This is a genomic window from Variovorax sp. J22R115 (assembly GCF_030317005.1).
In the GTDB taxonomy this organism is placed as follows: domain Bacteria; phylum Pseudomonadota; class Gammaproteobacteria; order Burkholderiales; family Burkholderiaceae_C; genus Variovorax.
Map to the genome: position 1 here is coordinate 230,350 of NZ_JASZYM010000009.1, position 19,918 is coordinate 250,267.

Consider the following 19,918-nt stretch of genomic DNA (forward strand, 5'->3'; position numbering starts at 1 on the left):
CTTATTCGCCTGGCCTCTCGCTTGGCTTCTCGTCTGTCTTTTCGTCCGCAGCCTTGTCGGACTTCCGGCCGATGCCGAGCTTCTGCATGAACCCGGCCATGGCGCCAGTCTTTTCCGCCGGCGCTTCCTCCGCAGGCGTTTCCGCGGGCGGCGGGCCGTAGCGGCTCTGCATCTCGGCTTCGAAGCGCTTGAAGAAATCGTCGGCGGTCGACTTCGCGGCACCGTCGATCAGGCGTTGGCCCAGTTGGGCGATCTTGCCGCCCACCTGCGCCTGCACCGTGTAGTCGAGTTCGCAGCCCTCGCTGCCGTCCGCAACCGGTTTGAGCGACACGCTCGACGAGCCCTTGGCGAAACCCGCCACGCCGCCCTGCCCTTCGAACGAGAGCTTGTAGCTATTGGGCGGCTCGATATCCGCGAGACTGACCTTGCCGTTGAACTTGGCCGACACGGGACCGATCTTGACGGCGAGCGCGACGGTGTACTGGTTCTCGCCGGTCAGCTCGAACTTGTCGCAGCCGGGGATGCATTTCTTCAGCGTTTCAGGATCGTTCAGTGCTTCCCACGCCTGCTGTTGCGTGACGCCGAGCCTGCGATTGCCGAGCATTTCCATGGTGGATTCCTTTGATGTCTTGTATCGCGCGAGCGGCCGGCCCTACCGGCCGGACCGCATCAACTTGGCCAGACTCGCTGCCAGTTGTTCCAGAGCACTGAGATTGTGGACTGCGAGCATCGCGTCTGCATGACGGTGCAACATGGCCGCACCGCGCGCGAGCGGCGCGTAGCCTTCATAGCGCAGCAGCGGGTTGAGCCACAGCACGCGTCGCGAATGGCGCTTGAGCCAGAGCAATTCGTTCTCCAGCGTTTCGGGCTCCCCGGTGTCCAGGCCGTCGCTGATCACCAGCACCAGCGTGCGGCGTCCGGTGAGGCGGCGGGCATGGCGTCGACGCAATTCACCGAGCGATGCGCCGAGGCGCGTGCCGCCGGCAAAGTCGTCGATGGCGTCGCTTGCCGCGGCCAGCATCGCATCGGTGTCGGCAATGCGGAAAGCCGGCGTCAGATCAGTCAGGTGAGTGCCGAACGCAAACACGTCGCGCCGTCCCGAACGCCGAGTCGCTGCATGAAGAAAGGCGAGCAGCAAGCGCGCATAGCGCTCCATCGACCCGGACACATCGACCAGCACCAGCAGCGGCAATGGCTGCTTGCGGCGCGACCACCGCGGCAGACGCATGATCTCTCCGCCGGTGCGGGCCGCCTCGTGCAGCACGCCGGGCCAGTGCATGCGCGAATGGGCGCCGGCGTCGCCGGTCAGGCGCAGGCGCCGTGCGGGCAACGTCGGGATCGGCAGCGCGATGTCGCGAGCCAGGCGCTCGACCAGCCGGTACTCCGCGGCGCCGAGTGCGTTGAAGTCTGCGTGGTGCACCCGCAGCCGGTCGCTCGCCGTCATCGCGGCGTCGAAGTCGACCTCGCGATCGGTCTGCGCGGGCTTGACCGTATCGCGCGGCGCAGCGAGTGCCTCGCGCACGCGCGGCCGGCGCTTCGACGGTTCTGCCTTGCCTTCGGCGCTCGGCAGCATCTGGGCCAGCAGCTTGTTGGCAAGCTCCGGGTCGCGAAACCAGGCGTCGAAGAGTTCGCGGAAGACCAGGCGGTCTTCCTCGCGGCTGATCATCACGGCTTCCATCGCTGCCGCGAGGTCGAGCCGGTTGTCGACACCGACCAGCGTGGCCGCCTCGGCGGCGAGCGCGATGCGCATGGAATCGGTCCGCACACCGGCGCGTCGCAGCGCGCGGCCGAATCCCAGCATGTTGCCTGCGAGCTTGCCCCGCCGTGCATCACCCAGCTGCTGGACGCGGGTGGTCAAGGCGCAGCCTCCTCCTCGGGCTTGAGGAGATCCGATGCGAGCTCGTGCGTCAGCGCCGCCACGTCGTCACGCTGCTTGAAAAGGATGCCGGCGGTGTCGACCACGATCTCGGGGTCGAGCTCGATGGTGTCGAGCGCGACCAGCGCCTTCGCCCATTCGACGCTTTCGGCGATACCGGGCCCGCGCTGGAATGCGCTCGCGAAGGGCGCGCTGCGCAGCCGACCGACGAAGGCCGCGACCTGCTCGGAAAGCACCGCCCCAGCCTGCGGCACCTGCGCGCGCACGATGGCCAGTTCGCGCTCGCGTTCGGGGTAGTCGAGCCAGTGATAGAGGCAACGACGCTTGACGGCATCGTTGAGTTCGCGCGTGCGATTGCTGGTCAGCAGCGTGACCGGCGGCACCAGTGCGCGCACCGTGCCCAGTTCGGGAATGCTGACCTGGTATTCGCCGAGGTATTCGAGCAGGAAGGCCTCGAAAGGCTCGTCGGCGCGGTCGACCTCGTCGATCAGGAGGACGGCGCCGGGCGCCGGCGCCTGCAGCGCCTGCAACAGTGGCCGGCGGATCAGGTAGCGCGGCTGGTAGACCTCGGATTCGACGTCGCTCGAAGTGCCGTGCGCCTCGGCGGCGCGCATGTGCAGGAGCTGCGCCGCGTAGTTCCATTCATAGAGTGCTTCGCGCTGTTCGAGCCCGTCGTAGCACTGCAGGCGCAACAACTCGCGCTGCAATGCGGTCGACAGCGCCTTGGCGAGTTCGGTCTTGCCGACACCCGGCTCGCCCTCCAGCAGCAAGGGGCGCTGGAGCTTGAGCGCGAGATACACCGCCGTGGCAAGCCGCCGATCGGCGTAATAGCCGGCGCCTTGCAGCGCCTGCACGACCGCGTCGATGGTGGGGAACGGGGTGGCTGCGAGGGTATCGGTCATTGCGAGAGGATAGCGGCGACCAGGCGGGTGCCGGGCCGCCCCAAGGCGGCCTGCGGCCCCCTCGGGGGGCAGCGAGGACACGCGGTGCCGAGCGTGGGGGCCATCCCTTTAGCCGAGCGCCTTGGCGACTGCTCGCTGTGTCAACACGCTGATCAGGTTGCCACGGTAGGCGGCCGACGCATGCAGGTCGCTGTTGAGATCGTTCGAATCGATCTTCACGCCGGCCGCCGATTCGGGCGTGAAGCTCTTCGTCAGCGCCTCTTCCAACCCCTTGTGCCGGAACACTCCGTTGCCCGCACCGGTGACCGCGACGCGCACGCCGCCGTCGTACTGCGCGACGAAGATGCCGACCAACGGAAAGTTGGACGCCTTCTGGCGCAGCTTTTCATAGGCTGCGCGCTTGGGAATCGGAAAGCGAATGGCCTTGATCAACTCGCCGTCGGTCAATGCGGTGGTGAAGAGGCCCACGAAGAAGTCGTCTGCGGCGATCTCCCGCTGCGTGGTGACGACGGTGGCACCCGAACCGAGCACCGCACTGGGATAGCACGCGGCCGGGTCGTTGTTGGCAACAGAACCGCCCAGGGTGCCCATGGCGCGCACCTGCCGGTCGCCGATGCGCGAAGCGAGATCGGCCAGCGCCGGGTAGGCCGCCTTGATCGCGGAGTTGTTCGCGACATCGAGGTGCCGCGACATCGCCCCGATCAGGAAGGCATTGCCCTCCTTGGTGATGCCGGTGAGCTCCTTGACGCCGCTCAGGTCGGCGAGCTGCTCGGGCGCCGACAGGCGCAGCTTCATCGAGGCCAGCAGGGTCTGGCCGCCGGCCAGCGGCTTGGCGCCCGCTGCGGCGAGCTTGACGGCATCGGCCAGGGTGGTAGGGCGTTCGAGGGTGAAGGCGTACATGGTGTTTTTTCCTTCCGGTGTTCAGGGTGCGGGGCGGCCTTGGGTGCTGGCGGCCAGCGACGGCTGCTGCGGCTGCTGCGTGGGGCTCACGCTGCCCTTCTGCATCGCCTCCCAGACGCGATGCGGTGACGCCGGCATGTCGAAGTCCTTGACGCCGAGCGGCGCCAGCGCGTCGAGCACGGCGTTGATCACCGCGGGCGGCGAACCGATGGCACCGGCTTCGCCGCAGCCCTTGGTCCCGAGCGGGTTGTGGGTGCACGGCGTGCACACCGTGTCCAGCTTGAACATGGGGAAGTCCTCGGCGCGCGGCATGGCGTAGTCCATGAAGCTGCCGGTGAGCAACTGGCCGGTCTCGTTGTCGTAGACGCAGTTTTCCATCAGCGCCTGGCCGATGCCCTGCACCAGCCCGCCGAGCACCTGCCCTTCGACAATCATCGGATTGATGATGGTGCCGAAGTCGTCGACCGCGCTGAAGCGATCGATCTTCACCTCGCCCGTCTGCTTGTCGATCTCGACCTCGCAGATGTAGGTGCCGCCAGGGAAGGTGAAGTTGGTCGGGTCGTAGAACGCGGTTTCGTTCAGGCCCGGCTCCAACTTGTCCAGTGGATAGTTGTGAGGCACGTAGGCCGTCAGTGCCACCTGGCCGAAGGGGATCTTCTTGTCGGTGCCCTTGACCGTGAACTCGCCGTTGGCGAACTCGATGTCCGCATCGCTTGCTTCCAGCAGGTGGGCCGCGATCTTCTTGGCCTTGGCTTCGATCTTGTCGAGCGCCTTCATGATCGCAGCGCCGCCGACCGAGATCGAGCGCGAGCCGTAGGTGCCCATGCCGAAGGGCACGCGCCCGGTGTCGCCGTGCACGACGTCCACCGCCTCCACGGCGATGCCGAGCCGCGCCGCGACGACCTGCGCGAAGGTGGTCTCGTGGCCCTGTCCATGGCTGTGAGAGCCCGTGAATACCGTGACGCTGCCCGTCGGATGCACACGGATCTCGCCGCACTCGAACAGACCTGCGCGCGCACCGAGCGCACCGGCGATGTTCGACGGCGCGATGCCGCACGCCTCGATGTAGCTGGAGTAACCGATGCCCCTGAGCTTGCCCTTGGCCTCGCTCGCGGACTTGCGCTGTGCGAAGCCCGCCACGTCGGCCAGCGCCTTGGCCTTGTCCATGCAGGCATGGAAGTCGCCCGTGTCGTACTGCAGTGCCACCGGCGTCTGGTACGGAAAGGTGCTGATGAAGTTGCGCTTGCGGATTTCGTCCTGGCCCTGGTTCATTTCCCAGGCGCAGCGCGACACCAGCCGCTCGAGCAGGTAGGTCGCCTCGGGGCGGCCCGCGCCACGATAAGCATCGACGGGCGCCGTATTGGTGAACCAGGCATCGACCTCCACGTAGATCTGCGGCGTGGTGTACTGCCCCGCGAGCAAGGTCGCGTAGAGGATGGTCGGCACCGCCGTCGCGAAAGTTGAGAGGTACGCCCCGAGGTTGGCATCGGTGTGCACGCGCAGCGCGAGGAACTTGCCTTGTGCATCCATCGCCATCTCGGCGTGGCTCACGTGGTCGCGGCCATGCGCGTCGGAAAGGAAGCACTCCGAGCGTTCGGCAGTCCACTTGATGCTTCGGTTGAGCTGCTTGGCGGCCCATGTCAGGCAGACGTCCTCCGCGTAGAGAAAGATCTTGGATCCGAAGCCGCCACCGACGTCCGGAGCGATCACCCGCACCTTGTGCTCGGGCAGGCCCAGCACGAAAGCCGTCATCAGTAGCCGCTCGACGTGCGGATTCTGGTTGGAGACGTAGAGGACGTACTCCTCGGTTCCGCGGCTGTAGTTGCCGATGGCGACGCGCGGTTCGATCGGGTTGGGAATCAGCCGGTTGTTGACCAGGTCGAGCTTGGTGACGTGCGCCGCAGTGGCGAAAGCGGCGTCGACCGCCGCCTTGTCGCCGATTGCCCACTTGTAGCACTGGTTGTCAGGTGCCTCGTCATGGATGGTGACGCCGCTCTGCTTCTTCGCGGCATCGGCCACGCTGACCACCGGGGTCAGCACCTCGTAGTCGACAACGACCGCTTCGGCGGCGTTCTTCGCCTGCTCGACCGTTTCGGCCACCACCATCGCGACGTGGTCGCCTACGTAGCGCACCTTGTTGATCGCGAGTATCGGGTGCGCCGGCTCCTTCATCGGCGTGCCGTCGGGGTTGTTGATGAGCCAGCCGCAGGGCAGGCCGCCCATCTTGCCCTCGATGTCCTTGCCGCTGAAGATGCCGACCACACCGGGCATCTTCATGGCATCGGCGATGTCGACGGACTTGATCTTCGCGTGCGCGTGCGGGGAACGCACGAACACGGCGTGGCTCTGGTTGCCCATCGTCACGTCGTCTGTGTACTGGCCTGCGCCTGTCAGGAACCGATAGTCTTCCTTGCGCCGGAAGGCCTCGCCGATGTGCGGGAGGCCTGCGAAGTCGGATGCACCCATGTCGTGCTCCTCAGGCCGAGGCCGTTGCTTTGGCGGGCGCGGCGGCCATCGCCTCGCCACCCATCTGCACGGCCTTCACGATGTTCTGGTAGCCGGTGCAGCGGCACAGGTTGCCGTCGAGCAGTTCGCGGATTTCGGTTTCGCTCGACTTGGGATGGTGCGTGCACAGGTCGATGGCGCTCATCACCATGCCGGGTGTGCAGAAGCCGCATTGCAGGCCGTGGCACTCCTTGAACGCAGCCTGCATCGGGTGCATCGTGCCGTCGGGCTGGGCGATGCCTTCGATCGTGGTGATGTTGGCGCCGGCCACCTGCGCGACCAGTACGTTGCACGACTTGATCGCTCGTCCGTTGACGTGGACGGTGCAGGCGCCGCACTGCGCGGTGTCGCAGCCGACGTGCGTGCCGGTAAGGTGCAGATGCTCGCGGATCGCGTGCACGAGGAAGGTGTTGGGGGGCGCGTCGACCGTGACCTCGCGGCCGTTGACCGTGAAAGGAACCTGCATGTGGCTGTCTCCGTTGTAGGTGATGGCTGATTTCGGCCAATTGAATCTTGGCCGTGCGACCTGACCATTAGCCTAGGCAAAACCCTAGCCGCTTGCGCGTTGCACTTGAAATTCTCAAAATGAAACAGCTTGCCATTCGGCGAGCCGAGACAAGGCGCCGCTTCAGGCCCGAACCACACGATGACCGTCCCATCCGCTTCGCCCCTGCCCGAGCGTTCCCTCTCCATCGCCCAGGCACGGCGCGAATGGATCGAAGGCGAACCCTCGTCCAACGTGCCCGGCGTGCCCGGCGTGCCCGGTTCTCGGGTGGAGCCTTGGCTCGTGCGTTCCTGGCAGCGGTGCCTGGCGGTAGGCCATGACCCCCGGCAGCGGGTGAGTTTCGATCCGGTCTCGGCGCCGTCCGCACGGCTTGTCGCCGAGCGCAACCGGGCGCTGGTCGCGGCGGCCCGCCCGGTGCTCGACCGGTTGTCACGAGCGATCGCCGACACGCGCTACTTCGCGATTCTGACCGACGCCGACGGCATCGTGGTGGACGTCGGAGCCCTGCCCGGCGGCAGCGACGCGGCGGCCCGGCATGCGCGCGACCTCGCTCGAATCGGCGTCGACCTGTCGGAGCGCGCGGTCGGCACCACGGCCATCGGCGCTGCGCTGGCCGAGCATGAGTCGGTTTGGCTGCACCGCGGAGAGCACTTCTTCGACGACACCAGCATCTACAGCTGCGCGGGCGCTCCCCTCTTCGGACCGCAGGGCGAATGCATCGGCATGCTGGACCTGACCGGCGTGCAAGTGGTCGAGCGGCCGGAATTGCGGCATCTGGCCGCGCTGTCGGCGCGCAGCATAGAGAACGCGCTGCTGCGCACTCACGCCTGCGAGCTGCTGCTGCAGATCGGCTGGCCGGGCTGCGCGACCGGCGCGGACACCGAGGGGCTCCTCTGCATCGATGCGGACGGCAATGTGACGGGTGCCAATGCCGCGGCGCGCCACATGCTCCACCAGCCGCTTGGCGCACGACCGGCGCTGAACTGCAACGACCTCTTCGCCCTGCCGCCGCAGATGCTGTTCGACGCGGCACGGCGCGGAGATGCGGTGCTCGAAGTGCCGCTCTGGTCGGGGCTGCGCGTGCAGGCCCGGCCACAGCTAGTCGACCAGCCCGTGCCGGCATCGGCCCACGCTGCGGGCACGAACCGGCCGCGCCTGCGCGACGTCCAGACCGCGTTGATTCGCAAGGCGGTAGACGACGCGCGCGGCAACGTGACGGAGGCAGCGCGCGCACTGGGCATCAGCCGCGCGACCGTCTATCGCAAGCTGTCGCAGAGCCCGCGCTCGAATTCCTGAGCGCCCTTCTGACCGGCGGGTGGGTGCCGGAAATCTCACGCTTTCATTCGTGCCGTTCGCCACACGGCACTTTCCTTCTGTGCGCGGCTCATTTACATTTAGTTGCTATTGTTATCGTTTGTCTATAACTACCTGCACGCCGGATTGGCGGCATGACTGGACGTTTGACCATGAGCGCATCAGAGGCCCGTACCTTCACCTTGTCCCCCAAGCCGACGAGACGCCAAGTCCTGACACGCATGACCGGCGTCGCCGCGGCGGCCAGCATGGGACTGCCGGTGTTTGCGCAGGCCCGATCCATCCGAATCGGCGCCACCTTCGACAACAGCAGCGTCGAGAAAGCCAACGGCACGGGCCTGTTCCTCGGGTCGTCCGCGTATTTCAATGCACTCAACCGTGCGGGCGGCATCAATGGCACCAAGGTCGAGCTCGTGCTGGCCGACGACCAGTTCAAGCCCGACGTCGCCAAGTCGAATGCGCTCGCCTTCTATGCCGACAACTCGGTGCTCGCCATGATCCATCCGCTGGGCACGCGCCAGACGGCGGAAGTGAGCGACGCGGTTCCCGGCATGGCGGTGGTCGGCCCCAACACCGGCACGGTGTCGCTGCGCAAGAAGGCCGCGCCCAACACCTTCTGGGTGCGCGCCAACTACGACCAGGAAATCGACAAGCTCATCGCGACCGCAGCCGTGCTCGGCCAGTCGCGCATCGGCATCGTCTATTCGAACGACCCGCTCGGGCAGTCCTTGCTCGCCGGGTTCAAGGCTTCGCTGGCGAAGGCCAAGCTCGAGCCGGCGGTGATCGCCAGCACGCCGAGCACCACCAGCATGGAAGTCGAGCCCGCGGCCAAGCAGATCGCCGAGGCGAAGCCGCAGATCGTCATCATCGGACTGGCCGGCACCGCGCCCGCCTTCGTGCGCGCATTCCGCGCCGCGGGCGGCAAGAGCAGCGCCTACGGTCTGTCGATCACGGCGGGTTCGCTGGGTGCGATGGGCGACCTGGCACATGGGCTGGGCTTCGCGATCGTCGTGCCCTCGCCTTTCGCGACCAAGTTCGAGATCGTGCGTCGCTACCAGGCCGACATGCTGGCGAGCGGCGCCAAGGATTTTTCGCTGCCGAGCCTGGAAGGCTATATGGATGCGTCTGTGCTCGCCGAGGGCTTGCGCCGCGCAGGCCCGTCGCCGTCGCGTGCGGCCGTGCTGGCCGGACTCGAGCGGATAGAGGGCTTCGATCTGGGCGGCGTGAAGATCAATTTCGGGCCGAGGAACCGCGAGGGCAACCAGTTCGTGGATGTGGCGGTGATGAGTGCCAATGGAAGGCTGATCAGCTAGGCTCGCCCCAGGCTTCGCGCACTTCGTGTCGCTTCGCCGACCCTCTGCCGGGGGCAATACCTGCGGCCCGGCGGAGCCGGTTCCGCGGTGTTTCACGAGGGGGCCGGGCTTCGCCGGCCTGCCGAGCGCGATTGTTGGCGGTCGCGCAGAATCTTGCGATGAATGAAACTTATGCGACGGTTGCGCCTTCGCGCGCGGAGGTCGACGCGCTTCCCGGCCTCACGGTGGTCGAGTTCGGTACTGATTGGTGCGGCTTCTGCAAGATGGCGCAACCGCTGATCGCTGAAGCCTTGTCCGGCGCGGCGCCCTTGCGGCATCTGAAGATCGAGGATGGGAGCGGGCGGCCTCTGGGTCGGTCGTTTCGCATCAAGCTGTGGCCGACGCTGGTCTTCATGCGGGATGGCAAGGAGGTGGGCCGGGTGGTCCGGCCGGAAAGCGCTTCGCTGATCCGGCGGGAGCTCGAACAGGCGCAAGCTGCCGAGCGCTAGCCCGACTGCCTGCGCCTTGCATCAGGCGCCTCAGGCGCCGGTCGGCACCTTGTCGAGGAAACCCGTCACCGAGCGCAGCTTGCCTGCCTCGAGTTGCACGAAGTCGGTTCCTTCGATCAGGTCTTCCGATCCGCTCGGGCCGAGGGTCCATGAGAAGCGCAGCTGATCGCCGTGGCCGTCGGGCCGGCCCTTCAGTGCGAAGCGGAAACCGGGGTAGCGCTGGTGCACGCCGCCGACCAGCGCGCTGATCTGCGTGCGGCCGCTGCCCTGCATGATGGGATCGACGTAGTGCGCATCGTCAGCCCAGTGGGTTTCGAGCAGCTTCAGCCGGCGGCTTTCGTCGGTCTCGTTCCAGACGGCAATGTAGTGCTCGGCGACATGGTCGGCATCGGGAGTGGCGGTGTTCATGGCGATTCCTTTCAGTGTTCACGACCCGCAACAGCGCGGGGTGAATGAATGGTCGCCATGACAGCGCCGCGGGTCGATGACCTGGGAGGTCATGTCCCCGCGACCCGGGATCATGCTTTGTCGGATTTCCCGGCTGCGTTCGCGAATTTGCTGAGCATCCGATCGACGAGCCACGGCTGCCTGTTCTCGTCTTCAGCACGCTCCTTGCGGCGGATCGCATTGCGAACCACGATGGAGCCGACATAGCGGATCGGCTCCGGCGGAAAGTGGCCGAGCGGTCCTTTCGTCAGCGGGCTCCGGGTCCATGCGTTGTCCTGATCGAGCAGCATGGACGAAAGAATCTGGCCGCCCATGTAGCTCGGCCCGACGCCATTGCCCGAGTAGCCGAAGCCGTAGTAGATGTGCGGGGCACCATCGAGCTTGCCGAAGAAGGGGAAGCCTGTGACGGAACGGTCCGATGGCCCGTTCCAACTCGCCGTGATCGGCGTGTCGCGCAATGCCGGGAAAAACGAACGCAATGCCTGCGTCAGTTCTGCCTCGTAGGGCGACCTCTGGTCAAAGACCGGTGCGATGCGGCCTCCCCACGAAAACGTATTGCCGCCCTTGCCCAGCATGATCCGCCCGTCGACCGTGCTGCGGTAGTAGTAGACGAAAGTGCGCGAGTCCAGCACCGAGACACCGTCGACCAGACCGCTCTGCCGAAGCAGTTGCGGGCATCGCTCGGTGATCACCATGTCGCTCGACACGACCGCGATGGTGCGTTCGAACTGCGGGAAGGTGCTCGCCATCCATGCATTGATCGCCAGCACCAGCTTCTTCGCCTCGATGCTGCCGCAGGGCGTGCGCACGGTGACGGGATGGCCGGTGCTGAAGTCGAGCATCGGGCTGCGCTCGTAGATCCGGATTCCCATCGCAAGCGCCGCGCGGCGCAGGCCACGAACCAGCTTGCCGGGATGCACGGTCGCGGCGATCGGCGAATACACGCCGGCGAGGTTCCGCGCCGAACCGGACCGGCGCGCCACTTCTTGGGGTGGCAGCGCGTAGTAGGACTTGATGCCGCAGTCCTCCAGTGCCTGCATCACCGGATCGAGCGTGCCGATCTGTGCCTGCGAGGTCGCGGTGTAGAGCGTGCCGTCCTGGCGCAGTTCGGCGTCGATGCCGTGCGCGCGGCAGAAGCCGGCGATATGGTCCACCACCGCTTCCGAGGCCTTCACCAAACGGATTGCCTCGGCTTCGCCGAAGAGTCGGCGCAATGTGAAGAACTTGGCCGACCACGTGAGAAGGCAGCCGCCGTTGCGCCCGCTGGCGCCCGCTCCGCAGAGATCGCTCTCGACGATCGCGATGTCCAGCGAAGGGTCTTGCTGCTTGGCCTGGATCGCCGTCCAGAGCCCGGTGAAGCCGCCTCCGACGATGCAGACATCGGCGCGCTGCGCACCTTGCAAGGCCGGCGCGAGATCGCCGTCGTTGAAGAGCGCCTGCTCGATCCAGAACGGACGCATGTCGGTCTAGGCCGCTACGGCTGCACGCCGATGATCGGCTGCGCAGGTTTCCATGTGGCGAACGAAGTGCGCCAGATCCGGCACCGCGGCAGCGGCGGACTTGGCCGTGTCGTCCCAACGACGCAGGCGGACCGCGTCGCTGGCGAAAGCCAAGGCCTCAAAAGCCTTGGCCTGCGCGTCGTCGAACACACCGCCTTGCAGCGCCAGGCTGCGCTTCGAATCGGCTGACAGCGATTCGAGATAGCCGACCTCCCGGGCGCACAGGAATCGCTTGGCGTTCACGTGCAGCCGGATCGGCTCCAGAGTTGCCGGTCCGAACAATGGACGAAGAAAGGGCAGGCAGCGGTACTGGTGCAGATCGTCCAGCCCCTGCTGCGTCGGCGTGCCACCGAAGTCGTGCAGTAGATGACCGAGGTCGTGCAACAGCGAGGCCGTGATCAGGGCGCTGTCGGCACCCTCCTGCTCCGCCAGATGGGCAGACTGCAGCGCATGCTCGAGTTGCGTCACGGGCTCGCCGTCGTACTGGGCGTGGCCCTTCGACTCGAACAGACCGACGATGTCGGAAATGGTGAGGCTCATGGCTACCAGGGGAGCGAGTAGGTTTTGCTGTTGGTGAAGCTCTTCATCGCCTCGAGCACGCCTTCCTTGTAGCCCAGGCCCGAGTCCTTGATGCCGCCGAAAGGCGTGAGTTCGAGCCGGTAGCCCGGCACCTCGCGCACGTTGACACTGCCGACGTTGAGTTCTCGGATGAAGCGCGTGATGTAGTCGAGCCGATTGGTGCACACAGACGACGACAGGCCATAGGCCGTGCCGTTGGAGATGCGGATCGCCTCCTCGATGCTGCCGAAGCGGATGACCGGCGAGACCGGGCCGAAGGTCTCGTGCTTGGCCACCGTCATCTCCGGGTCGACGCGGTCGAGCACGGTCGGCGAATACAGCGCGCCACGGCGCACGTTGCCGCAGAGCAGCTTGGCTCCCCCAGCGATGGCTTCGTTGACCACCGACTCGAACTGGATCGCAGCGGCTTCGTCGATCACCGTGCCCATGTCCATGGTCGGATCCATGGGGTCGCCATACTTCAGGGCCTTGGTTTTCTGCACCAGCAGTTCGACGAACCGGTCCGCCACGGCCTCGTGCACGAGCATGCGCTTGATGGCCGTGCACCGCTGGCCCGAGTTCTTGTACGAGCCGCTGGCGGCGAGTGTGGCGGCCTCCTCGATGTCGGCGTCTTCCATCACGATGATGGGGTCGTTGCCGCCCAGTTCGAGGATCTGTCGCTTGTAGGTGGCCTTGCCCGCGATGTACTTGCCGATCGCGACGCCGCCGGTGAAGGTGACGAGATCGACGTCAGGGTTCGTCAGCATCTCGTCGGCGATCTCGCGCGGATCGCCGGTGATGACCGAGAGCATCTCCGGCGGCAGGCCCGCCTCATACAGGATGTCGGCGAGGACAAAGGCGGTCAGCGGCGTCTTCTCGCTCGGCTTGAGCACGATGCGGTTGTTGGTCGCAATGGCCGGCGCCACCTTGTGAATCACCTGGTTCAGCGGATGGTTGAAGGGCGTGATCGCCGTGATGACACCCAGCAGCGGCTCGCGCAGCGTGTAGACCTTGCGGCTCTTGCCGTGGTGCGTCAGGTCGCAGGAAAAAACCTGGCCGTCATCGACCAGCGCCTGGTTCGCGGCGAAGAGCAGCACATCGGAGGCGCGGCCGACTTCGTACAGCGAGTCCTTGCGGCAGAGGCCGGACTCGAGCGTGATCGTGCGCGAGATCTCGTCGAGGCGCGAGGCGATGATCTCGCCGGCACGCATCAGGATCTTGTAGCGTTCGTAGCGGGTCAGCGTCGGCTTGTAGTCGCGTGCAATGCGGTAGGCGCGGCGCACGTCGTCCAGCGTCGCCTTGGGCACGGTGGCGACCACCTCCCCCGTGTACGGATAGGTGACCTCGATCACCTCGTCGCGATAGACGCGCTCGCCGGCAATGCGCAGGGCTTCGCAGTGGATGTCGGCTGGCTTCGGCATGGGCTGGCTCATCGTGGTGCTTCCGTGCGACGTTACTGGGCGTGGTTCAGCGCGAGATCGAGAGCGTCGAAGTTGCGCAAGCGTCGGCCGCTCGCGATACCGTTGACGGGCCGGTTGCAGATCAGCGGCACGCGCTGCTCCGACACACCGCCGTGCGAGCGCAGCGGCACTTCGAGTGCCGAAAGATCATGTCGGCTGGCGGAGGTGCCGATCACGGTGTTGCGCTCGCTGACGACGACGATGTCGCCGATGCGGTCCGGCGGCAGCTCGAAGCGCTTGGCGGCTTCGGCGCGGGAGAGTACCGACTCCATGCCCGGGACCTCCTTGATGCGAAGGATCCATTGCGCAGCGGTGGCCTCGTCGGGCGCATACACCGTCGCGAAGGACCCGAGCGCGCCGTGGTGCACCACGTAGGGGTCGGTGATCGGGAGGATGACGCGCGCCTTGTCGACGCCATACCAGCCGTCCAGCACATCCTGCAGATAGATCACGTTGGGCTTGCCGTCGCTGTCGTGCTTGTCATTCATGCCGTGGTCGGCAGTGAGCACGATGGTGGCGCCGAGCTCGTCGAGCTGCGCGAGGTAGCGGTCCATCATTGCGTAGAACGAGTTCGCGGCGGCGCTGCCGGGCGCTGCCTTGTGCTGTACGTAGTCGGTGGTCGACAGGTACATCAGGTCGGGGCGGCGCGTCTCCATCAGCTTGACGCCGGCAGCGAACACGAATTCGGACAGTTCGGCGCTGTACACAGACGGCACCGGCATGCGGACGAGATCGAGCACGTTGTCGATCCCGTTCTCGACCAGCGTCACCTGGTCGGCCTTCTCGGACGAGAAGCAGATGCCCTTCATGTGGTTGCCGAGGAGCTTGCGCAGCTTGTCCTTGGCCGTGACCACGGCCACCTTGGCGCCCGCGTCCGCGAACGCGGCCAGCACGGTGCCGGCGCGCAGGTACTTGGGGTCGTTCATCATGACTTCCTCGCCGAGTTCGCGGTCGAAGAAGTAGTTGCCGCAGATGCCATGCACGGCCGGGGGCGCGCCCGTGACGATCGACAGGTTGTTGGGGTTGGTGAACGAAGGCACCACGCAGTCCGCCAGCAGATTGGCGCCCGTCTTCATCATGCGCGCGAGGTACGGGGCAACGCCTGCTGCCACGGCGGCGTCGAGATAGGCGGGCTCGCAGCCGTCCACGCACACAACGACCACGGGCCGGCTCATCCAGCGGTAGTTCCTGGCGTTGACTTCGATGGTCTCCGTTGTCATTTCAAGCTTCCTTGGTAGGTGAGTGAGTGATTGGCACGATTTGCGCGGTATCAGAGCGGCCCAGGGCCTTGTGCATTCGAGCGCGGCTGCCCGCGACGTGCTCGCGCATCACGCGGCCAGCACGGTCGGCATCGCCGGAAGCGATGGCCTCGACGATCTCGCGGTGTTCATCGACCGACACGCGCAGGCCGCCGCCGCCATCGAGGGCGCGCATGCGAAACAGGGACAGCTCCTTGATCAGGCGCTTGTAGGTCTCGGTCAGCTTCTGGCTGCCCGCGGTGTCGAGCAGGATCTCGTGGAACTGCAGATTGAGCTGCGCGTACTGCTCCAGGTCCTCCGCCTGGGCGGCGGATTTCATGGGATCGAGCATGGCCTTGAGGCGCTCGAGCGCATCAGGCGCGATGGCGCGCGTCACGCGGCGGCCGATGATTTCTTCCAGCGCCTCGCGAAGTTCGTAGATCTCGTCGGCTTCCTCGAAGGCGATCTCGCGCACGAACACGCCGCGGTTCTTTTCGTTGCGCACCAGGCCCGCTTCTTCCAGCGCCCGCAAGGCCTCCCTGATCGGGCCGCGGCTGGTGTTGAAGCGCAGCGAGAGTTCACTCTCGTTGATGCGGCTCCCGACCGCCAACTCGCCCGTCATGATGAGTCGCTCGATCTCCTCTTGCACCAGCATCGGCAGGGAACTGGATTGCAGAAAAGCTAGGGCGGCGGTCGACTTGTTCGTTTGCATGCAGCGCATTTTTCGCTTCGAATTGCCAACTGTCAACAATTTTTTATTGACAGTCTCCAATCGACAACCTACATTGAGCCCACCGAAGCCAGTCAAGAGCTTGGGCAGTGATCAGTCCAACCCCCTCTCTACCGGAGAAAACGATGAACACACGAAAGAGCGCGCGTCCTCTCGCGATCGCCCTGTGCGCCGCCATGCTTGCCTTTGCCACGGGTGCCGCGCTGGCCCAGCAACGGACGCCACTTCTCGTCTACACCGCCCTCGAAACCGATGCGATGAAGCTCTACAAGGACGGCTTCGAAAAGGCCAATCCGGACATCGAAGTGAAGTGGGTTCGCGACTCCACCGGCATCGTGACCGCCAAGCTGCTGGCCGAAAAAGCCAATCCCCAGGCCGATGTGGTGGCCGGCGTCGCAGCCAGCAGCCTCGCCCTCCTTGACCAGGAAGGCATGCTCGCCGCGTATGAGCCGAAGGGCTTCAAGGCGCTGACGCCCGCCTATTCGGACAGCAAGAGCCCGCCCGCCTGGGTCGGCATGGACGTCTGGGCCGCGACGATCTGCTTCAACACGGTCGAAGCCCAGAAGCGCGGCTTGCCGAAGCCCGAGAGCTGGAAGGACCTCACGAAGCCCATCTACAAGGGCGCGATCGTGATGCCGCACCCGGCTTCCAGCGGCACCGGCTATCTCGACGTGGCCGCGTGGCTGCAGATGTGGGGCGAGCCCGAGGGCTGGAAGTACATGGATGCCCTCCATGAAAACATCGCGCAATACGTGCATTCGGGCTCCAAGCCCTGCAAGCAGGCCGGGGCCGGGGAATTCCCGATTGGCATCTCCTTCGAGTTCCGGGCACACCAGGTGAAGAAGTCGGGCGCGCCGGTCGAACTGGTCTTCCCCAAGGAAGGCCTGGGCTGGGACATCGAGGCCACCGGCGTCATGAAGACCACCAAGAAGATGGAGCAGGCCAAGCGCCTGGCGGACTGGATGGCCAGCAAGGAGGCCAACCAGGTCACCTCCAACTGGTGGGCCATCGTCGCCTACCCCGGCGTGGCGAAGAAGCTGGAAGGCATCCCGGAAAACTACGAAAAGCTGCTGGCCAAGAACGACCTGAACTGGTCAGCCAAGAACCGCGAGCGCATCCTGGCCGAATGGAGCAAGCGCTACGAAGGCAAGGCAGAAGCGAAAAGTAACTAGGCTCGCCCCCAGGTTGGCTCACTTCGTGTAGCCGCCCACCCCCTGCCGGGGGCAACACCAGCGGCCCGGCAAAGCCGGTTCCGCGGTGTTTCTGGCAGGGATACGCATCTCATGTGTTCCGGAGTTGCTCTCAATGGATATGACCGCCGCCAAGTTCATCGCAGACGAACTGCAACAAAAGACCGCCGCCCTCGAGGTCGTCGGCATCCGCAAGGACTTCGAGTCCTTCAGCGCCCTGCGCGACGTGCACCTGCGCGTGAAGCCCGGCGAGATGCTGTGCTTCCTCGGTCCCTCCGGCTGCGGCAAGACCACGCTGCTGCGCATCATCGCGGGCCTCGAGGCGCAGACCTCCGGGCAGATCCTGCAGAACGGACGCGATGTCTCGTGGCTGCCGCCCGACAAGCGCGACTACGGCATCGTGTTCCAGTCCTACGCCCTCTTCCCCAATCTCACGATTGCGGACAACGTGGGCTACGGCCTGGTCAACGGCAAGGCGAAGAAGGCCGAGATCAAGGCGCGCGTCGAAGAGCTCCTCGCGCTGGTCGGCCTGCCGACCTCGGGCCAGAAGTATCCGAGCCAGCTCTCGGGTGGCCAGCAGCAGCGCGTCGCGCTTGCGCGTGCCCTCGCCACGCGCCCTGGCCTGCTGCTGCTGGACGAGCCGCTGTCGGCGCTCGACGCGCTGGAGCGGATTCGCCTGCGCGGTGAAATCCGCCGGCTACAGAAGCAGGTCGGCATCACGACCATCATGGTCACGCACGACCAGGAAGAAGCCTTGTCGATGGCCGACCGCATCGTGGTCATGAACCACGGCGTCATCGAGCAGGTCGGCACGCCGATGGAAATCTACGAGCGGCCTGCCACACCTTTCGTCGCTGACTTCGTCGGCAAGGTCAATGTGCTGCGCGGTCACGCACTGGGCGGCAATCTCTTCCGCGTCGGCGACATGGAACTGCAGTGCGACGCCTGCGATACGGGCTTCGAACCTGGCGATGCGGTGAATCTCTACCTGCGCCCGGAAGACCGCGTTGCCGAGCACCTCGGCCCCGACACGCCCAATCGGCTCAACGCACTGGTCACCAAGGTCGAGTTCCTCGGTGGCCTTTGCATTGCGGAGGTGACCGCCGACGCACTGCACGGCCAGACGCTCGGCCTGCACTTCTCGCTCAACCAACTCCACGACCTCGACATCCGCGAAGGCAATCACATCGACATCGCGCTGCGCGCGAACCGCATCCGGGCCTTTTGCGAGAGGACCTCTAAGAGATGAACACACTGGCACACGCCCACCCTGTCCGCGCCGCGTGGCTCGGTCGTCCCGGCATGCGCTGGAGCCGCGACGAACTCATCGCGCGCGGCGTGCTGCTTCTCGTGATGGCGATGCTTTTCGTGTTCCTGATCGCGCCGCTCTTCACGATCCTGATCAACGCCGTGCTGGACAAGGAAGGCCGCTTCGTCGGCCTCGCGCACTTCATCACCTACTTCCAGACGCCGAGCCTGATGCGGGCAGCGTGGAACTCGATCTGGGTCTCGACGGTGGTCGTGCTGATCTCGGTGCCGACGGCCTTCGTCTGCGCCTATGCGCTCACACGCACCTGCCTGCCGACGCCGTTCAAGGCCACGTTCCGGCTGATCGCGCTGATTCCGCTGCTGGCTCCTTCGCTGCTGTCGGCCATCTCTTTCGTGCAGTGGTTCGGCAACCAGGGCGCGCTCAAGTTCCTGCTCGGCGGCGCATCGATCTACGGCGCGCCGGGGATCATCCTGGCGGAGGTCTACAACACCTTTCCGCACGCGCTCATGATCCTCGTCACCGCTCTGTCGCTCGCCGACGGGCGGCTGTACGAAGCGGCCACGGCGTTGCGCACGCCCGCCTGGCGCCAGTTCACGACGATCACGCTGCCCTCGTGCAAGTACGGCCTGATCAGCGCGGCGACTGTCGTCTTCACGTACGTGGTCAGCGACTTCGGCGCGCCCAAGGTGATCGGCGGCAACTTCAACGTGCTGTCGGTGGATGTGTTCAAGCAGGTGGTCGGGCAGCACAACTTCTCGATGGGTGCGGTGGTCGGCATGCTGTTGCTGGTGCCTTCCCTGATCTCGTTCGCGATCGACTACACGGTGCGGCGCAAGCTCAAAGCGCAGCTCACGGCCCGTTCGGTGCCCTACAGCCCGAAGCCGAGCCGGCTGGGCGACACACTGCTGGCGCTGTTCTGCACGGTGGTATGCCTGCTGCTGCTGGCCACGATCGGCATGGCGGTCTACACCTCGCTGATCAAGCTCTGGCCGTACGACCTCTCGTTCACGCTCAAGCACTATCACTTTGCGCTGGTCGAGAGCGACATGGCGGCGGCCTACACCAACAGCCTGATCCTGGCGATCTCCACCGCGGTCGCTGGCTCGCTGATCGTCTTCGTGGGCGCCTACCTGATCGAGAAGACGCGCAACATCGACCTGATGCGCCGCACGATGCACCTGATGGCCGTCCTGTCGATGGCCGTGCCGGGCCTGGTACTGGGCCTGGGCTACGTGATGTTCTTCAACCATCCGGCCAACCCACTCAACTTCATGTACCAGACGATGGCGATCCTGATCGTGTCCACCATCGTCCACTACTACACGTCGAGCCACCTCACTGCGGTGACGGCGCTGAAGCAGATCGACAACGAATTCGAGGCAGTGTCGGCCTCGCTGAAGGTGCCGTTCTTCAAGACCTTCATCCGCGTGACGGTGCCCGTGTGCCTGCCGGCCATCCTGGACATCGGCCGCTATTTCTTCGTGGTCTCGATGGCGAGCCTGTCGTGCGCGATCTTCCTGTATTCGCCGGAGACGATCCTGGCTTCCGTCGCGATCATGCATCTGGACGAGGCCGGCGACATCGGCCCCGCGGCGGCGCTGGCGAGCCTGATCGTGGCGACCTCGACCGTCGTCTGCATCGCCTATTCGCTGCTCACGCGAGTGATGCTGACCCGCACCCAGGCGTGGCGCAACTTGCGGCGTGCCTGATCTTCATCCTCATT

At 65.7% G+C, this 19,918-nt stretch carries 18 protein-coding genes; 6 read left to right on the plus strand and 12 right to left on the minus strand.

Annotation, left to right across the window (positions count from 1 at the left end):
* Position 1 precedes the first annotated feature (1 nt).
* The 6 genes from QTI04_RS17815 to QTI04_RS17840 form a co-directional block, all read right to left on the minus strand.
* Complete coding sequence (locus tag QTI04_RS17815; protein ID WP_286616785.1) at positions 2-610, minus strand: CoxG family protein; 609 nt, start codon at positions 608-610, stop codon at positions 2-4.
* A 42-nt stretch (positions 611-652) separates the two neighbouring features.
* Entirely contained in the window at positions 653-1,801 is a 1,149-nt protein-coding gene (locus tag QTI04_RS17820) for a VWA domain-containing protein (RefSeq protein ID WP_286616860.1), read from the minus strand.
* Positions 1,802-1,854: 53 nt separating this feature from the next.
* Entirely contained in the window at positions 1,855-2,778 is a 924-nt protein-coding gene (locus QTI04_RS17825; protein ID WP_286616786.1) for a MoxR family ATPase, read from the minus strand.
* A gap of 108 nt (positions 2,779-2,886) precedes the next feature.
* Positions 2,887-3,678 (minus strand): xanthine dehydrogenase family protein subunit M, encoded by a 792-nt coding sequence (locus QTI04_RS17830; protein WP_286616787.1) that lies wholly within the window; start codon positions 3,676-3,678, stop codon positions 2,887-2,889.
* Between the two features lie 21 nt (positions 3,679-3,699).
* On the minus strand, positions 3,700-6,144 hold the full coding sequence (locus QTI04_RS17835; protein ID WP_286616788.1) for a xanthine dehydrogenase family protein molybdopterin-binding subunit: 2,445 nt from the start codon (positions 6,142-6,144) through the stop codon (positions 3,700-3,702).
* A 10-nt stretch (positions 6,145-6,154) separates the two neighbouring features.
* Positions 6,155-6,649, minus strand: coding sequence for a (2Fe-2S)-binding protein (locus tag QTI04_RS17840; RefSeq protein WP_286599700.1), 495 nt, complete (start codon positions 6,647-6,649; stop codon positions 6,155-6,157).
* A gap of 180 nt (positions 6,650-6,829) precedes the next feature.
* Between QTI04_RS17840 and QTI04_RS17845 the strand changes: the two genes are divergently transcribed.
* The 3 genes from QTI04_RS17845 to QTI04_RS17855 all read left to right on the plus strand — a co-directional run bounded on the left by QTI04_RS17845 (position 6,830) and on the right by QTI04_RS17855 (position 9,803).
* Positions 6,830-7,984: a helix-turn-helix domain-containing protein gene (locus QTI04_RS17845; protein WP_286616789.1), complete on the plus strand. Its 1,155-nt coding sequence runs from the start codon at positions 6,830-6,832 to the stop codon at positions 7,982-7,984.
* Positions 7,985-8,154: 170 nt separating this feature from the next.
* The gene (locus tag QTI04_RS17850; RefSeq protein ID WP_286616790.1) at positions 8,155-9,315 is read left to right on the plus strand and encodes an ABC transporter substrate-binding protein; all 1,161 of its coding nucleotides are present in this window, start codon (positions 8,155-8,157) and stop codon (positions 9,313-9,315) included.
* A gap of 158 nt (positions 9,316-9,473) precedes the next feature.
* Entirely contained in the window at positions 9,474-9,803 is a 330-nt protein-coding gene (locus QTI04_RS17855) for a thioredoxin family protein (protein ID WP_286616791.1), read from the plus strand.
* A gap of 30 nt (positions 9,804-9,833) precedes the next feature.
* On the opposite strand, the gene QTI04_RS17860 is transcribed toward QTI04_RS17855, so the two are convergent.
* The 6 genes from QTI04_RS17860 to QTI04_RS17885 all read right to left on the minus strand — a co-directional run bounded on the left by QTI04_RS17860 (position 9,834) and on the right by QTI04_RS17885 (position 15,717).
* A complete protein-coding gene (locus QTI04_RS17860) occupies positions 9,834-10,211 on the minus strand; it encodes a nuclear transport factor 2 family protein (protein WP_286616792.1) in 378 nt (125 codons plus the stop codon).
* Positions 10,212-10,321: 110 nt separating this feature from the next.
* A complete protein-coding gene (locus tag QTI04_RS17865) occupies positions 10,322-11,710 on the minus strand; it encodes an FAD-dependent oxidoreductase (RefSeq protein WP_286616793.1) in 1,389 nt (462 codons plus the stop codon).
* Positions 11,711-11,716: 6 nt separating this feature from the next.
* On the minus strand, positions 11,717-12,289 hold the full coding sequence (locus tag QTI04_RS17870) for a phosphonate degradation HD-domain oxygenase (protein ID WP_286616794.1): 573 nt from the start codon (positions 12,287-12,289) through the stop codon (positions 11,717-11,719).
* Between the two features lie 2 nt (positions 12,290-12,291).
* The gene (gene phnY / locus QTI04_RS17875; protein WP_286616795.1) at positions 12,292-13,740 is read right to left on the minus strand and encodes a phosphonoacetaldehyde dehydrogenase; all 1,449 of its coding nucleotides are present in this window, start codon (positions 13,738-13,740) and stop codon (positions 12,292-12,294) included.
* 20 nt (positions 13,741-13,760) lie between these two features.
* Positions 13,761-14,987: a phosphonoacetate hydrolase gene (gene phnA / locus QTI04_RS17880; RefSeq protein ID WP_286616797.1), complete on the minus strand. Its 1,227-nt coding sequence runs from the start codon at positions 14,985-14,987 to the stop codon at positions 13,761-13,763.
* 1 nt (position 14,988) lies between these two features.
* Positions 14,989-15,717, minus strand: coding sequence for a phosphonate utilization associated transcriptional regulator (locus QTI04_RS17885; RefSeq protein ID WP_286599682.1), 729 nt, complete (start codon positions 15,715-15,717; stop codon positions 14,989-14,991).
* 194 nt (positions 15,718-15,911) lie between these two features.
* Here QTI04_RS17885 and QTI04_RS17890 point away from each other — a divergent pair, with 194 nt between their 5' ends.
* From QTI04_RS17890 to QTI04_RS17900, 3 genes are all read left to right on the plus strand, one after another.
* Entirely contained in the window at positions 15,912-16,907 is a 996-nt protein-coding gene (locus tag QTI04_RS17890) for a putative 2-aminoethylphosphonate ABC transporter substrate-binding protein (protein ID WP_286600073.1), read from the plus strand.
* A gap of 133 nt (positions 16,908-17,040) precedes the next feature.
* A complete protein-coding gene (locus QTI04_RS17895) occupies positions 17,041-18,174 on the plus strand; it encodes a putative 2-aminoethylphosphonate ABC transporter ATP-binding protein (protein WP_286599681.1) in 1,134 nt (377 codons plus the stop codon).
* Positions 18,171-19,904, plus strand: coding sequence for a putative 2-aminoethylphosphonate ABC transporter permease subunit (locus QTI04_RS17900; protein ID WP_286616798.1), 1,734 nt, complete (start codon positions 18,171-18,173; stop codon positions 19,902-19,904). Before QTI04_RS17895 ends, QTI04_RS17900 begins: the two co-directional genes overlap by 4 nt.
* Positions 19,905-19,918: the final 14 nt, after the last annotated feature.

What these genes read in the sequence shown, in the direction of transcription:
- QTI04_RS17815 (WP_286616785.1), bottom strand. Translation starts at nt 610, where the DNA reads ATGGAAATGCTCGGCAATCGCAGGCTCGGCGTCACGCAACAGCAGGCG.
- QTI04_RS17820 (WP_286616860.1), bottom strand. Translation starts at nt 1,801, where the DNA reads ATGCTGGGATTCGGCCGCGCGCTGCGACGCGCCGGTGTGCGGACCGAT.
- QTI04_RS17825 (WP_286616786.1), bottom strand. Translation starts at nt 2,778, where the DNA reads ATGACCGATACCCTCGCAGCCACCCCGTTCCCCACCATCGACGCGGTC.
- QTI04_RS17830 (WP_286616787.1), bottom strand. Translation starts at nt 3,678, where the DNA reads ATGTACGCCTTCACCCTCGAACGCCCTACCACCCTGGCCGATGCCGTC.
- QTI04_RS17835 (WP_286616788.1), bottom strand. Translation starts at nt 6,144, where the DNA reads ATGGGTGCATCCGACTTCGCAGGCCTCCCGCACATCGGCGAGGCCTTC.
- QTI04_RS17840 (WP_286599700.1), bottom strand. Translation starts at nt 6,649, where the DNA reads ATGCAGGTTCCTTTCACGGTCAACGGCCGCGAGGTCACGGTCGACGCG.
- QTI04_RS17845 (WP_286616789.1), top strand. Translation starts at nt 6,830, where the DNA reads ATGACCGTCCCATCCGCTTCGCCCCTGCCCGAGCGTTCCCTCTCCATC.
- QTI04_RS17850 (WP_286616790.1), top strand. Translation starts at nt 8,155, where the DNA reads ATGAGCGCATCAGAGGCCCGTACCTTCACCTTGTCCCCCAAGCCGACG.
- QTI04_RS17855 (WP_286616791.1), top strand. Translation starts at nt 9,474, where the DNA reads ATGAATGAAACTTATGCGACGGTTGCGCCTTCGCGCGCGGAGGTCGAC.
- QTI04_RS17860 (WP_286616792.1), bottom strand. Translation starts at nt 10,211, where the DNA reads ATGAACACCGCCACTCCCGATGCCGACCATGTCGCCGAGCACTACATT.
- QTI04_RS17865 (WP_286616793.1), bottom strand. Translation starts at nt 11,710, where the DNA reads ATGCGTCCGTTCTGGATCGAGCAGGCGCTCTTCAACGACGGCGATCTC.
- QTI04_RS17870 (WP_286616794.1), bottom strand. Translation starts at nt 12,289, where the DNA reads ATGAGCCTCACCATTTCCGACATCGTCGGTCTGTTCGAGTCGAAGGGC.
- phnY (WP_286616795.1), bottom strand. Translation starts at nt 13,740, where the DNA reads ATGAGCCAGCCCATGCCGAAGCCAGCCGACATCCACTGCGAAGCCCTG.
- phnA (WP_286616797.1), bottom strand. Translation starts at nt 14,987, where the DNA reads ATGACAACGGAGACCATCGAAGTCAACGCCAGGAACTACCGCTGGATG.
- QTI04_RS17885 (WP_286599682.1), bottom strand. Translation starts at nt 15,717, where the DNA reads ATGCAAACGAACAAGTCGACCGCCGCCCTAGCTTTTCTGCAATCCAGT.
- QTI04_RS17890 (WP_286600073.1), top strand. Translation starts at nt 15,912, where the DNA reads ATGCTTGCCTTTGCCACGGGTGCCGCGCTGGCCCAGCAACGGACGCCA.
- QTI04_RS17895 (WP_286599681.1), top strand. Translation starts at nt 17,041, where the DNA reads ATGGATATGACCGCCGCCAAGTTCATCGCAGACGAACTGCAACAAAAG.
- QTI04_RS17900 (WP_286616798.1), top strand. Translation starts at nt 18,171, where the DNA reads ATGAACACACTGGCACACGCCCACCCTGTCCGCGCCGCGTGGCTCGGT.